Raw genomic sequence first — 12661 nt, 5'->3', positions numbered from 1 at the left:
GGCCGAACACCGATTCCCACCAGCCGCCACACCGCTGGCCAGCAGGTTCGACCTCATCCAAGGCCCAGAACCCCGATTAACTGCGGAACCCGGGCTTCAGGGTCTGCTGCCCCAAGCAAGTCAACGGTCGCGTGATCGCGGAGTAGTCCTCGTTGTCGACACTGTGTACGCCGGCACCGTTATCCCGCACAAGGCAGCAGAACTTAGCGACTGGGCTGTACTGGCCGCCTCAGAAGCCGATGAGGTGGCGTTTGAGTGGTCTGGACCCGACCACGAGGAATCCTTCACGGGAGTGCTTGCCCAGCTACTCCGTGACGGAATTGCATCCTGCCGCTATCCCGTGCTGACGCTGGCTGACCTGGCGCGCGAGGCGCGGGAGATCATCCTTCAACGCGCCCCTTACCCACAGACCGTGACCTTGGCCACCGCTGGGAAACTCGACTCTCTTGCGATCGCATATAACCGGGCATGAGCCGCTTGGAGTCGCCTGGGCCGACCGACTCAATTTCGTCGTCGGCCTTCCCGACGTGCCGCTTACACAGCTGGTCACTGACCGCCCATACACAAATCTGGACCGGATCGACGGCACCGGCGGGGACAAAAGCGACCGGCCTGCCGGACCAAGACCGGCGGGCACCCCGAGAAGTGGCCGCGGCGTGAGATCGTCGACGGCATCCGCTACATCGTCGACAACGGCGCGAAGTGGCGGGCTCTGCCTGCGGATTTCCCGCCCTGGGAGACGGTCTACGGGTTTTTCTGGAGATGGAACCGGGCCGGGGTCGTCACTTACATCCGTGACCAGCTCCGGCGCCGGATCCGTACCGGCAAGGGCCGCTGCCCGCATCCGGTCGCGCTGATCGTCGACTCCCAGTCGGTCAAAGGAGCCTCCACCGTCGGCCGCAACAGCCGCGGCTACGACGCCGCGAAGAAAATCAACGGCCGAAAACGACATATCACCGTGGACACGCTCGGCCTGCCCGTGATGATCACGGTGACGCCCGCCGACATCCAGGACCGCGACGCCGCCCGCGACGTTTTCTGGCGGCTACGCCTCACTCAGCCGCAGATCACCCAGGTCTGGGCGGACCGCGGCTACGCCGGCGAACTCGTGGACTGGGCTCGCGACCGCCTCTGGCTCACCCTGCGCATCGTCTCCCGGCCCAAGGGCACCAAGGGCTTCGTCGTGTTACCCCGCCGTTGGAAAGTCGAGCGGACGATCGGCTGGTGCATGAACGCCCGCCGCAACGCACGCGACTACGAACGACTGCCGCAGCACTCCGAAGCACACCTGAACTGGGCACTCATCACCATGATGACCCGACGACTGACCCGCAAAAGCCCCCGAACAAGCCAGTGGACACGAAAGGCACCGCCCGCCAGCTAACCGACGGCCCTGATCGGTGGGGGCTCCTGCACATCGCCCTCTGACAGCAAGGATTCCCTGTACCAATTCCCCAGCTCGGAGGGGCACAGGTCGTCACGAGGTGCAACCCTGCAGCGCGGCACAGTCTGTAGATCAGCTATCTGAGGACCGCAGCCGCTTGACGCGTCTCTCGAACTCCTCCTCGGTTATCAGACCACACACACGCAGTCGTTCCAGCTCTTCTTCTGCGGCATTACGTGACTGCTCCCGGGCCGTCTGGACATATGAGTCCGCCTCCTGGGCTCCGCTCACACGGTCCTCGTCTCGGCGGTGCTGCCGCTCCGTCTCGATCATCCGGGCCAGGTTCTCTGCCATCTCGCGGTATACCCTCGACACGCCGACCTCCCGTGAACACACCGGCGACCCAAACAGCAGTGGGCGGCCCTGCTGGTGCAGGGCCGCCACAGCAGACGTCCCGTCAGACGGAGAAGTCCGCCCAGTCCAGGCTGCACTGCAGATAAATGCTACTGATCCCGGTACAGCCCTCGGGGGCCACCTTCCAGACCTCGCCGGGATCCAGAATCGTCAGAGACAGCTCGCTTCGGACGTGCAGCGTCTGCGGCCGGGCCACCGATTCGGTGGCCGTGGCAACGGTCGGCGTGGGGTCCACCGGGTTCATCGTGGCGGTGCCCATGCTGAGGAGGTTGTCGTCCTCGTCGATCAGGAGCGAGTCCACCTCACCACCGATCCGAGGCGCCTTCGCCGGGTCGCACCACGCGGTGGTGCTGTGCGTCACGTCGGTCGGATCGCCAGCGGTCCAGGACACTGCCCAGTTGATCTGGCAGAAGAACTCCTCAGCCGCCTTGGCGCTGCCGGCTGCCCCCGCCCGGGCGGTGAAGGTCTCGCTCTTCACGATCCGGGTGTTGACCGTGTCCGATGATCCGGTGTCAGCCGAAGCCGGTGCGGATCCCTGAACTGCGACAGCACTGAGGGCCATCGCGCCAACTGCCGCGAGGCCCGCTATGCGTCTGCGAGCCCCTCACGGCTGTGCCATATCGTTCAGCACGTTTCCGTCTTGGCGTAGTTGCCGAAGGTGAAGTGGTAGGCCGCCCCCGAGCCCGGGGGAATGGTGAAGCAGTCGCTGTCCGGTCCCCAGCCGATAACGACCCGAGCCCGTTGCGTGTTGCCGCATGCGTTCCACACCCACGCGACCTGCCCGGAAGCCTCGTTGTAGATGTCCGTCGAGACGCACCACGGGACGTTCCCCATCACGGATGCGTCCTGGGCAGGGGCCGCGACCGCGGGTCCTGCCGCACAGGCGAGGGCGGCCGCTGCCACCAGAGAGGTGAAGAGAACTTTGCGTGATGCCATAGGGCACCCTCCGTTGTCGTGAGGTGGTGGCCCAGCGCCTGCGCGCCTGAGTAGGTGTTTTCAACATCTACCCGGGCCGTCACCGGTCGTGTCCGGGTACGGCGTGTGCGGGTGGCCAGGGTGCAGGCAGGAACTAGTAGAGACCGAGTCAGTATGTGATCGCAGAATGCCGCAGTCCAAGGTTTCGGAATTCCTCGAAAAGGTGAACGTGTTGGACGCCCTCCTGCTATAAGCGGCGCGCCTGCCCGGAGCTGGCTCGCTGGCGCGTGTCGATGAGCTTGCCGGCCTGTCACCCGACGCTGACGTCAGCCCTCTCCGTTGTGACGGTCATGGGCTCTTGCTGGAGCCCACGTCGGGGGCCTGTGCTGGTAGCTGATGGCACTCGGGCCAACGCGGAGAAACGCCGACGCGGAACCGCGGCTTCTGCACCACTGGCAACACGCCGCCTCTGACCTGCGGCATCGAGGTTGAAAAACACCTACTCAGGGGCGGGTGTTGGTGTGCCGCACGCCCGGTCCCCACTTCTCCAGCACGGGTGCCGCGCACCACTGGCACAGGGGGCTGCCGCCGCTGCCGTATTTGTGGGTCTTGCGCTGGCAGACGGCGCAGGGGCCGACCTTGTCGCCGGGGCAGACCAGGGCGGAGGGGGTCGGGCTCGCTGATCGGGGGCGGGGGAGTCGTCATCGGAAAACGTCCTGTTCTAGGCGATCGGTACACATCGCCCAGTCGGCAGGATAACGGGCGTCATGGCACGGCTGTTCGACCGCCATCCGGAGACCTTCGGGCGCGGGCATCGCGTGGGTAAGTCGAGGATGCGCAGCTGGGCATCGGGGGCGCAGTGGGTGCAGGCCCGCAGTCCGGTGGCGAGCAGGCGGCGGGCTTCGTCACGGCTGATGACCCGGCGCCGCTTGCCCGCCATATGGCAGTCGCCGGCATGCACCTGGACAGGGGGCCGTCCGGTGCCGATGCCGAGTTCGACGATCCACTCCGGCGGGAGCGGGCGCTCGCGGCGGCCGCGCTCGGTCTCGGCCTGCCGCTGCAAGACTGCTTCGACCTTCGCGTCGATCCGCCGCACCCACAGCAGATGCCAGGTGCGTAGCACCTGGAGACGATCTAGGTCGGGCGGCAGGTCGTCGAACATGTTTTTGATTCTATGCTCATGATCCACCGTCGCATCCCTCGCGTGTTCGATTTTTTGTTCGATAACGTGGGGTGTGGGAGGTGAGGGTCATGACGACGGGCCGAGACGCGCAGCAGGTGTCGACGGTGATGCACGTGCGGTGCCCGGACCGGCTGGGGGAGGAGGTCTACCGGCGGGTGTTGGAGCTGCTGGCGGAGCTGTCCCCGGTGGTGCAGGCCCTGCCGCCGAGTGCGGCCCTGGTGGAATTGAAGGGGGCCCTGCGCTACCACGGTGCCGACCCCCGCAGGCTGGGGGAGGTGCTGCGGGTGCGGGCACTCTCGCGCCTGGGCGTCGACGTCCGGGTCGGCATCGGCCCGTCGATCACGGTCGCGGCCACCGCATCTGGCCAGATCCCCGCCCCCGGCGGCGTCCTCGCGATCGACCCCGGCCAGGCGGCCGGCTGGCTCGGGCAGCTGCCCGTGGATGCCCTGCACGGCATCGGCGACCGGCAGGCCGCGGTGCTGCGCGAGTACGGCATTCACTACGTCGGCCTGCTCGCCGCCTCCCCGCCCGCCACGATCCAGCGCCTGCTGGGCGGGAAGGCCGGCCGCACCGCCGCGGACCGGGCCCGCGGCATCGACCCGCGCCCCGTCGTCCCCCGCACCCTGCCCGCCACCGCAACCGTCCGGTGCGCCTTCGACCGGCACACCCTGGACGGCGCCCACGTCCGCGCCGCCCTGCTCGAGCTGGTCATCCGTCTCGGGCAGCTGCTGCGCCGGCGCGAGCAGGCAGCCCAAGCTGTCACGCTCACGCTCACCTTCGCCGGCAACAGCCGCTGGGAGAAGACCCGCCGCCTGGCCGAGCCGTCGGCGCACGACGAAGACCTGCGCCTGATCGCCTACCGGCTGATGGACGCCGCCGGCCTGCAACGCGGCCGGCTCATTCGCCTCGCCCTGAGGGGCGAAGACCTCATCAACGCCGACCAGGTCGCCCGGCAGATCAGCCTGGACGGCGCCCGGGAGGCCCGGCTGGTCGCCGAAGCGGCCATCGACCGCGTCCGCGACAAGTTCGGAGCCGGCGTCATCGGCCCCGCCGCCGTCTTCCGCCGCGCCTCATGACCCGGCCCGCCGGCCGCGGAGGCCAGTCGTGATCCTCAGCCCGCCCAGCCTTGGTGCTGCCCAGCAACTGCCGCACTGGCCCTACCTTGAAGCCGTCGACGACGCCCTGAGCCTGCGGGGCATCCCGCCGGGCACCGTACGGGCCGACTACCGCCCTCCGCGGTTCGGGGACCGGCTGTTCATCGTGCTGGGGTGGGACACCAGCCGCACCGCTGAACCCGCCGGCGGGATCCGCTTGGACTGGGACGAGGACACCGGCTGGGCCTACTCCCTGCACGGACTTATTCTCCGCGCTGGCGCGCGCAGGCCGTTGACGGTGCTGCACCGGGTCTACGCGGCACCCGAGGACGTCGCCGCGGTGGCCGAACAGTTCGTGGGCCACGGGCGTCTGCCTGCGGGAGAGTACGGCGCGGAATGGCCGGAGGCATCGAAAGTGCGGGCCACGATCGGCCGGTTCCGCGCCACCCTGCAGGAACCTGACGGTCTGTGGACGGGCCCCGGCTGACCCAGTCCCGAAAGCCGGCATCGGACAGGGGCGGGAGGACTGCCACCTGTTTGGCGCAGTGTTGCTGTGTCAGTGCTCGCCCTGGAGGTAGCGCAGGCCGTGCCGCCGCTGCCTTTGCCCGGCAGCGGCGGCACGCGTGAGGCTCCGGCCAGGCAGCGACATGAGACTGGCCGGATGAGCCTGCCTGCACTGCCAGTCTGGGAGGCGGCATGGCCCAAAGCCAGCGGTGAGCCGCCGAACGGAGGAGCACACCCTGTAGTCGGGCTGGTGGTCGGCGGCGGGGGAGACGTCGGTGACCCGTGGCGAAGGCCGGGAAGAAGACGGCCACCGCGAAGAAGGCCGCCGGCCGCACGCCGCGCAGCGCCTGACCTGCAGGTGACCTCTGACGTCGGCGTGGACGGGAAGCGGACCGTAGTCCGGGCCTCGCCTATGGACGGCGCTCCCACACGTCCGGGCCTTCCCCCGGCCATGCGATCTGTTCGGAAGGTGGCGATCTCGTCCTCGTCGGCGAAGCCGTTCGTCAGCCCGGCACGTTGGAGGAACAGCACTTCCGCTCACAGGGTCCCCGAACGCCTCCGGCCGAAACAGCCCCGTAGAGCCCTCCGGCCGTTTGGGAACGGGGCGTCAGGATGGCGCCCGCGCTATCGCCGCGCAGGGCGATCGCCGCTCCGGAAGGAACCAGGCTGGTGCGGACCCCCCGTCCGTCATCTGCTGACCGTCAAGGAGGAGTTGGGCGACGTCACAGGATGGGGTCGGCGGGCATGCCCCCATCTCGCGCCCGGTGAGGAAGGGGTGCTGTCAGGATCGCCGCGGTTGCGCGGTCGCGCACCCGCACGGCGAGATGTCACCCAGTCGGCGTACGCAGGCCCTGCTCCGATGTGCGGTGTCCCCCGCTCGGCCGCACGGTGGGCGGGACCAGGTTGCCGCCAAGCAACAGCTGTGATCGCTGATGGGCGGGGAGGCATCATGATCGTGATAGTTCTGCTCGTCCTGGTGGTGCTGCTCCTCATGCTGTTCGGGCTGCCCGCTCTGGAGGACCGCCTGTTTCCGCCGCCGGAGCAGGCGAGCCCAGACGAGCAAGCAGCGGACTGACACGTCAGCCTCGGCACCTTCACCGCCCCCTGATCCCATGGGGGTTCACGTCGTGAGAGCGGCGTTTGCCGACGCCTGGAGTCAGGCGCGCGTGCTGGCGTGACGCACGGTCGGGTCCCACTTCTCCTGCACGGGTGTCTTGCACCACCGGCACCGTGGGAAACCGGGACCTGCGCGAGCACGCGGTCGTCCTGGGCCTGGCCGTGACCGGCCCCCCGCAGGGTCCGGACGGCGAGCGCCCCGACCGGGTGTTCCAGATGTTCCGCCTCGCGGATGGACTGATCATCGACATCCGTGGCTACCCGACCCGTGAGGAAGCCCTCAGCGTTGCAGACACTCCCGTCTCGTCGGCGTGACCACGACCAGGAACGCGAAGACGGACGTCATCGGTCTCCTCGGCACGCGTGGTTCTTGCGGGTGCCGACCCGGTGGTGTCGGACCTGCCGGCCCACCGCGCCGGCAGCGAGCAGCAGCGCAGCGGCGATCATCCGGGGATTGTCGAGCGCGGCGCCGACCGTGCCCAGTACTCCGGCGGCGAGCAGCCCTGGACCGGCGCAGCACACGACCAGGGCGGCCACGCCTGCTGTCCAGGCGATGGCTGTACCTGTGGTCCAGCGGGTTGTCGGCCGGGGGTGGGCGCGTTGGGGGCTTCATGACGCGGTCCCGGTTTCAGCTGGGAGTGCAGCACGCCGGCATCTGCACAATCCTCACCCGCGCCTGAGCTTCGCTCGACACCGAGGGCAAGCGGAACCGAGGCACGCTGCCCCCCCCTTAGCCCAGGGGGTCCTGGCTAGGTGGCGCGTTCGGCGCGGTGGCGGGCTTCCCGGAGTCGGACCTTCGAGGGGAGGCGGTCCAGGCCGGCCGAGTCTCGTGCGTGGGCGAGTGTTTCGCGGCTCAGTTGCCCCAGAGTCCGTGCCGGGTCTGCGTGAGGCTGCAGCAGCAGCCGTACGCGTGCGGTCGGAGCGGTACGTCGGCCCGTCAGCCGGACATGAGCCCGCGAGACGCCGTCCAGGGCTTGTGCCTCTTCCTCAACGACCCTCTCCAGCGTGCGGCCGTTGAGTCGGGCCGCGGCGCCGTCTTCGCTGTCGACGAGGACACGGTCCAGGCGGTGTCTGCGTTGCGCAATGAGCCACCACAGCAGCAGGGCCAGCAACACGGCGAGCACCGCGATCACGGTCGGCCACCACCAGCCCTCGTTCCGCCACCGGGTGCGTCCCCAGGCGCCCAGCACCACATCGTCCGGCCCGCGGAAGGGCCACCAGCCCGGCATGCCGAAATCCCAGTGGCGCTGCAGGTCCAGTGCGCCCAGCAACACGCCGCCGCCCAGGGCGAACAGTCCGAGGCCGAGAAGCCCGAGCAGCACCCGGTTCACCGTCTTGAGCATCAGGATCACCTCAGCCCTTCTTGGGGCGCCGGACGCGCACGGCCAGTGTGGGTTGCCGGGCCAGGCCCAAGGACGTCACGGCTTCGCCCAGCTCGGCGTCCAGGTCGCAGCGGACCTCCTCAAGATCGCGGAAATGTGCCTGGGCCCGGGCTTTGGCCTTCCGGCGGCCGACATCGACCTGTGCCGATTGGACACCGGGCACCTGCATGGCCCGGTCGCGCAGAACCAGGGCGGCCGCGCGGCGGTCGAGTCCGGCTCGGACGTCCTGTGTCGCGGGGATGCCGGTGGGCTGCCGCATGGGCAGCAGCCTGCGCAGTCCCGGCGTCACCGCCAGCAGGAAAAGCCACAGGCCGAGTGCCGTCGCGACCGCGGCCCCGACGATCATCCAGACGTCGTCCAGGGGCCGTGTGGCCAGTTCCTCGGCGAGCCGCCGCCGCCAACGCATCGCATTCCGGCCTGCCCGCACCGCGACCACGTCGTACAGGAGAAATCCGACGGCCGCGGCGGACAGCAGGGCTGCCAAGGCCGCGGGAATCCGCCGCGACGACCAGAAACGGTGCGCCGACCGGCCTGATCCGTCGATCACCTTCGTATGCCTAGCACTCTCGGCCGCCCCTGGGGTGCCGTGGGAGGACGGAGCCGCCTGTCCCGGACCGGAGGAGAGGCCGCTGCCACCGGTCGGCTCCCGCGAGGTGTTCGCACTCATCGCACCCTCTCCCGGTCCGTGTGCCGCGTATGCGCCGAGTGCAGTTGCCCGACCGAGACCGCGAGGTCGGACACCTCCATGCCGGCCCATGCCCTGATCCGCTCGGTGACCTCCCGGCGCACCGCGGCGCACTGCGCCCCGATGTCGGACGGATAGCCGAGCTCGACGGTGATGTGCAGCCGTGCCTCGCCGAGCACCGCCTGCCGTCCGGCGGCGGCCGCGGCGTCCCGTCCTGCGCTGGTCCGGTCCGGCGCCCGACGTACGGATGTGCTCACATGTGGCGTCCGGCGGCCGGCTGGTACGTGGCCGGCCGACTCGGCGAACCGGCTCAGCGCCTCGCGCGCCACCCGAGCCGCGATCTTCGCGACGACCCGATCGGTGACGGCGGTCGCCCCGCGCTCCCCGCGGGGGACGCCCGGACGCTCATCGGCCTCCCCGCTCACCGCCGCCAGTCTTCCCGGGCCTGTCGCCGGTCGTCGCGGATCCGATCCTGCCGGTCCCGGCGGCGGACGAAGTCGCCCGGTTCGAGATCACCCTCCGTGAACCGCCCGATGACGAGACCGACGAGGCCCAACCCCAGCACCAGCAGGAAAGCCCAGAAGTTGCCGAAATACGCGGCGAAACCCAGCGCCATTCCGGCCATCAAGCCCACCACGGCCCTGCTCATTTCGCGCTCCTTCACTCATGCGGGCTGCCGACCCGGCTACTGGATCCGCTGCCGCTCCTCCCCTTCCTCCTCCTCGTCAGGCAGCTTCACGTCGCTGACCATGATGTTGACTTCCACGACTTCCCGACCCGCCATCCGCTCCACGGCAGAGATCACGTTCTCCCGCACCGCGGCGGCCACGTCCGTGATCGAGACGCCGTAGTCGACGACGAGCTCCAGATCGATGGCCGCCTGCAGCTCTCCAACCTCGACACTGACCCCGCGCGTGGCGGATTTGCCGCTGCCGGCGCCGGGCATCCGCTCCCGCATGGATCCCATCGAGCGTGCGAATCCACTGCCCAGGGCATAGACGCCGCGTACGTCCCGTGCCGCTATTCCGGCGATCTTCTCCACCACCACATCGGCGACGGTCGTCCGGCCGCGAGAACCGGGCGCAGCGCCGAGCCTGACGCCGGTGTTCTCAGTCATCGGGATATTCCTCCCTGGCGAGACCACAAAGCACCCATTACTCGAATTATATTCTTTTTAGTACCTTTTGCCCGGCTGTAGAGCGTGAGACGGGTGGTCCGACGAGTGGCCTTAAGGCCCCTGCCTCGAGCTCTCGCGGACACTCCGGGCAGAGCGCCGCGGGAAGGCAACCGCGGCCGTGGAGAAGAAGGGTGAGAGGCCAGTGACCGAGGCGTGGACGCAGGCAGTACGCAGCCAGCTTGGCCTGGGCCGGCTGCTCCCGCTCGGCGGGCCCGACGACGGGACGTGGATCACCGAGCAAGCGGCGGTCCAGGCCCTCGGGCGCACTGCCGCCGAGGTCCCCGGTGTCCGACTGGAGTCCCTGCGCATCGGGTCGGCACCGCTCCAACCCGTGTCCGAGCCGGCCGTCCGTCCGCCGGCCAGCGCGCTACCGCCTGGCCCGCTCACCATTGAGACCGCCTTCACCGCATCCCTCGTGCGGCCGCTGCCGGAGACCGCCGACGAATTGAGGAGCACACTGCTGGGCGCGGCCACGGAACGGCTTGGGCTGGCCACGGTGACGGCTGACATGCGCGTAACGGATCTCCGTGAGGTCCCGGAGGCGGGCGTGACGTCTCGGACCGCGGCGACGGCCATGAGGCCCACGCCGGAAGCCGCGGCCACGCGGGACTCGCCCCCGGTGACGGGAACAGGGTCCATGCGGGGACTCGCCGGGGAGCTGGCGGACGTCGCAGCAGGTGTGCCGGGCGTCGCCCACCTCACCGCCGTGCTGGGCAGCCGCCCGGTCAGGGTGCAGGACCATGTCGATCCACCCGGCCGACACGTCGAGGTTCACCTCGCGGTCGGTCCCGGACACCATCCCCTGGAAGTCGCCCGCGCCGTCCGGGAGGCGGTGGCCGAGGCAGCCACCACTGACACCCCGGGCCCGGTCACCGTCGCCGTCCTCATCACGGAAACCGCGGCCTGGCGACAAACGTCGCCGGGCACCGTGATGAGAGCCCCTCACTGATCAGCCATCCCCCCTTCACCGGCCGTTTGTCGGCGTACGGCCCCTCTGGTCCCCAGTTGCGTACGGGCGAACGTCCCCAGCCGTTAGGCCACTTCGGTCTCTCGCTCGATGGCCTTGAGGCGGTTCTTCAGCCGGTAGCTGGGGCCGTTGATAGAGATCACGTCGCAGTGGTGGAGGAGCCGGTCGAGGATGGCGGTGGCGCGGACCGCTCCGCCAGCCCTCTCCTGCCCCGGTGTGAGACCTGCCTGGCAGGGAACCCGCATGCAGACGAAGGGCCCGCGCTGCCGCCGACAGACGAGGCAGACGTCGTCCTTGCTCCGCGGTCGCGCGATGTGCATGCGCAACGGCGGAAGCGCATCCCTTGCCTGTGGGCCGGTCTCAGCAACTCCCGAGGCGGCGTCTGACCATCTGCCTCCTTCGGAGAGAGTTTCAGCAACATGACCACAAACACCACGGTCCGCCCCCCACCCTCGGGGACGTCCGGCAGTGACTTCGCCCGGCTGTCGAGGAAGATCGCTGATGCCGGCCTGCTGGGGCGCCGTCCCGGCTATTACGCACTGCGGATCACCGTGGTCGCCGGGCTCTACGTGGGTGGGTGGGCCGCCGTCGCGCTCATCGGTGACAGCTGGTGGACCCTGACCGTCGCCGCCTTCCTGGCCGTCGTGTTCGGCCAGGTCGCCCTGCTCGCTCATGACGCGGCCCACCGCCAGGTCTTCCGCCGCCGCCGGGCCAGCGAAGCATCCGGGCGGATCGCCGGCGCCGGTATCGGGATGAGCTACGGGTGGTGGCAGGACAAGCACACCCGCCACCACGCCAACCCCAACCACGAGGACCTCGACCCCGACCTCGACCCCGACCTGCTGGTCTGGACCCAGGACCAGGCCCGGGTCGCCACCGGGCTCCCCCGCCTGATCGGCCGCTGGCAGGCGTTCCTGTTCTTCCCGCTCCTCACCCTGGAGGGCTTCAACCTGCACGTGTCGAGCGTGCGGGCGCTGGCCAATCGCTCGCTCAAGCACCGAGCGCTCGACGGCGCCCTGCTGTTCGCGCACTTCGCGCTCTACCTGGCCGTCCTGTTCTGGTTGCTGCCCCTCGGTATGGCGATCGCTTTCCTCGCCGTCCACCAGTGCCTGTTCGGCGTCTACCTCGGCTCCCTCTTCGCTCCGAACCACAAGGGCATGCCGATCCTGACAGGCGAGGACCGCCCGGACTTCCTGCGCCGCCAGGTGCTCACCTCACGCAACGTGCGCGGCGGCAGGTTCACCGACATCGCACTGGGCGGGCTGAACCACCAGATCGAGCACCACCTGTTCCCCAGCATGCCCAGCACCAACCTGCGCAAGGCCCGGCCCATCGTCCGGCGCCATTGCGAGGACCTGGGCGTGGAGTACGTGGAGACCGGGTTGATCGCCTCCTACCGGTTGGCCCTGGCCAGTCTCCACCAGGCCGGAGCACCACTCCGGCACCCCCGCGTCCCCGCCTAGAAAGGCGCTGCCGCAGCTATCGGTGCCCGGGATGTGGTGACCGGTGCCACGGGCGGCGCGGTCAGTCATCAGACCATCGTGACCGAGGGAGCGGAGCGGGCTCGTGCCGACTGCGTTCGGCGCGCACCCCAGCCAGACAAGAAAAAGAGAAGGGAAGGGGCGGGCGGAACGGTCCGGTGCGCCTCGGGGGATCGGGGCGCACCCGCTGCCGGTTGCGCGTCGGCGGGGCCTCCGCGCTCAAGCGCCGGACAAGGAGTCGGCGCATCGGAAGAGGAGCAGACGGGCCGCGCGCACGGGACGCTGGTGCACGGACGGTCGCAGATCATCACCTGGACCGGCGAGTCCGAGCCGCATCGACGCAGCTTCGCCGAGGCGGG

Annotated in this window: 17 protein-coding genes and 2 pseudogenes; 8 read left to right on the top strand and 11 right to left on the bottom strand. The window is 69.5% G+C overall.

Going from position 1 to position 12661, the window contains the following annotated elements:
- Positions 1 to 472 (top strand): hypothetical protein (locus ABZZ74_RS50170; RefSeq protein ID WP_356950821.1); only part of this gene is annotated, 472 nt, incomplete at its 5' end.
- 135 nt (positions 473 to 607) lie between these two features.
- Positions 608 to 1381 (top strand): annotated as a pseudogene (locus ABZZ74_RS50165) (IS5 family transposase); the annotation flags it as partial.
- A gap of 135 nt (positions 1382 to 1516) precedes the next feature.
- On the opposite strand, the gene ABZZ74_RS50160 reads toward ABZZ74_RS50165, so the two are convergent.
- The 4 genes from ABZZ74_RS50160 to ABZZ74_RS50145 all read right to left on the bottom strand — a co-directional run bounded on the left by ABZZ74_RS50160 (position 1517) and on the right by ABZZ74_RS50145 (position 3875).
- Positions 1517 to 1717: an SHOCT domain-containing protein gene (locus ABZZ74_RS50160; RefSeq protein WP_356950822.1), complete on the bottom strand. Its 201-nt coding sequence runs from the start codon at positions 1715 to 1717 to the stop codon at positions 1517 to 1519.
- A gap of 124 nt (positions 1718 to 1841) precedes the next feature.
- Positions 1842 to 2276 carry a hypothetical protein gene (locus ABZZ74_RS50155; protein ID WP_356950820.1) on the bottom strand — a complete coding sequence of 145 codons (435 nt, stop codon included), beginning with the start codon at positions 2274 to 2276 and terminating at the stop codon, positions 1842 to 1844.
- Between the two features lie 146 nt (positions 2277 to 2422).
- Positions 2423 to 2734 carry a hypothetical protein gene (locus tag ABZZ74_RS50150; protein WP_356950819.1) on the bottom strand — a complete coding sequence of 104 codons (312 nt, stop codon included), beginning with the start codon at positions 2732 to 2734 and terminating at the stop codon, positions 2423 to 2425.
- A gap of 700 nt (positions 2735 to 3434) precedes the next feature.
- Complete coding sequence (locus tag ABZZ74_RS50145; RefSeq protein ID WP_356950818.1) at positions 3435 to 3875, bottom strand: DUF6233 domain-containing protein; 441 nt, start codon at positions 3873 to 3875, stop codon at positions 3435 to 3437.
- A gap of 89 nt (positions 3876 to 3964) precedes the next feature.
- Here ABZZ74_RS50145 and ABZZ74_RS50140 point away from each other — a divergent pair, with 89 nt between their 5' ends.
- The 4 genes from ABZZ74_RS50140 to ABZZ74_RS50125 all read left to right on the top strand — a co-directional run bounded on the left by ABZZ74_RS50140 (position 3965) and on the right by ABZZ74_RS50125 (position 6925).
- On the top strand, positions 3965 to 4972 hold the full coding sequence (locus tag ABZZ74_RS50140) for a hypothetical protein (RefSeq protein WP_356950817.1): 1008 nt from the start codon (positions 3965 to 3967) through the stop codon (positions 4970 to 4972).
- A gap of 28 nt (positions 4973 to 5000) precedes the next feature.
- On the top strand, positions 5001 to 5477 hold the full coding sequence (locus ABZZ74_RS50135) for a hypothetical protein (protein WP_356950816.1): 477 nt from the start codon (positions 5001 to 5003) through the stop codon (positions 5475 to 5477).
- Positions 5478 to 6443: 966 nt separating this feature from the next.
- Positions 6444 to 6569: a hypothetical protein gene (locus ABZZ74_RS50130; protein WP_356950815.1), complete on the top strand. Its 126-nt coding sequence runs from the start codon at positions 6444 to 6446 to the stop codon at positions 6567 to 6569.
- A gap of 155 nt (positions 6570 to 6724) precedes the next feature.
- A complete protein-coding gene (locus ABZZ74_RS50125; RefSeq protein ID WP_356950814.1) occupies positions 6725 to 6925 on the top strand; it encodes a hypothetical protein in 201 nt (66 codons plus the stop codon).
- 27 nt (positions 6926 to 6952) lie between these two features.
- On the opposite strand, the gene ABZZ74_RS50120 is transcribed toward ABZZ74_RS50125, so the two are convergent.
- From ABZZ74_RS50120 to ABZZ74_RS50095, 6 genes are all read right to left on the bottom strand, one after another.
- Complete coding sequence (locus tag ABZZ74_RS50120) at positions 6953 to 7147, bottom strand: hypothetical protein (RefSeq protein ID WP_356950813.1); 195 nt, start codon at positions 7145 to 7147, stop codon at positions 6953 to 6955.
- Between the two features lie 212 nt (positions 7148 to 7359).
- Positions 7360 to 7953, bottom strand: a complete 594-nt coding sequence (gene amaP / locus ABZZ74_RS50115) for an alkaline shock response membrane anchor protein AmaP (RefSeq protein WP_356950812.1) — start codon at positions 7951 to 7953, stop codon at positions 7360 to 7362.
- Positions 7954 to 7963: 10 nt separating this feature from the next.
- The gene (locus ABZZ74_RS50110) at positions 7964 to 8659 is read right to left on the bottom strand and encodes a DUF6286 domain-containing protein (RefSeq protein ID WP_356950811.1); all 696 of its coding nucleotides are present in this window, start codon (positions 8657 to 8659) and stop codon (positions 7964 to 7966) included.
- Positions 8656 to 9102 (bottom strand): Asp23/Gls24 family envelope stress response protein, encoded by a 447-nt coding sequence (locus ABZZ74_RS50105; RefSeq protein WP_356950810.1) that lies wholly within the window; start codon positions 9100 to 9102, stop codon positions 8656 to 8658. Before ABZZ74_RS50105 ends, ABZZ74_RS50110 begins: the two co-directional genes overlap by 4 nt.
- Positions 9099 to 9326, bottom strand: coding sequence for a hypothetical protein (locus ABZZ74_RS50100; protein ID WP_356950809.1), 228 nt, complete (start codon positions 9324 to 9326; stop codon positions 9099 to 9101). The genes ABZZ74_RS50105 and ABZZ74_RS50100 overlap by 4 nt, the downstream gene beginning before the upstream one ends.
- A 36-nt stretch (positions 9327 to 9362) precedes the next feature.
- Positions 9363 to 9794, bottom strand: coding sequence for an Asp23/Gls24 family envelope stress response protein (locus ABZZ74_RS50095; RefSeq protein ID WP_356950808.1), 432 nt, complete (start codon positions 9792 to 9794; stop codon positions 9363 to 9365).
- A 202-nt stretch (positions 9795 to 9996) separates the two neighbouring features.
- Here ABZZ74_RS50095 and ABZZ74_RS50090 point away from each other — a divergent pair, with 202 nt between their 5' ends.
- Positions 9997 to 10803 carry a hypothetical protein gene (locus ABZZ74_RS50090; RefSeq protein WP_356950807.1) on the top strand — a complete coding sequence of 269 codons (807 nt, stop codon included), beginning with the start codon at positions 9997 to 9999 and terminating at the stop codon, positions 10801 to 10803.
- Positions 10804 to 10886: 83 nt separating this feature from the next.
- Here the strand turns inward: ABZZ74_RS50090 and ABZZ74_RS50085 are convergent.
- A pseudogene (locus ABZZ74_RS50085) lies at positions 10887 to 11009 on the bottom strand (ATP-binding protein); the annotation flags it as partial.
- Between the two features lie 231 nt (positions 11010 to 11240).
- On the opposite strand from ABZZ74_RS50085, the gene ABZZ74_RS50080 reads away from it, so the two are divergent.
- On the top strand, positions 11241 to 12284 hold the full coding sequence (locus tag ABZZ74_RS50080) for an acyl-CoA desaturase (protein ID WP_356950806.1): 1044 nt from the start codon (positions 11241 to 11243) through the stop codon (positions 12282 to 12284).
- The last annotated feature ends 377 nt before the right edge of the window (positions 12285 to 12661 follow it).

Source organism: Streptomyces sp. NPDC006476 (assembly GCF_040612015.1).
Taxonomy (GTDB): domain Bacteria; phylum Actinomycetota; class Actinomycetes; order Streptomycetales; family Streptomycetaceae; genus Streptomyces; species Streptomyces griseorubiginosus_B.
Note: the sequence above shows the minus strand (reverse complement) of the source record. Positions and strands in the feature narration are given on the sequence as shown.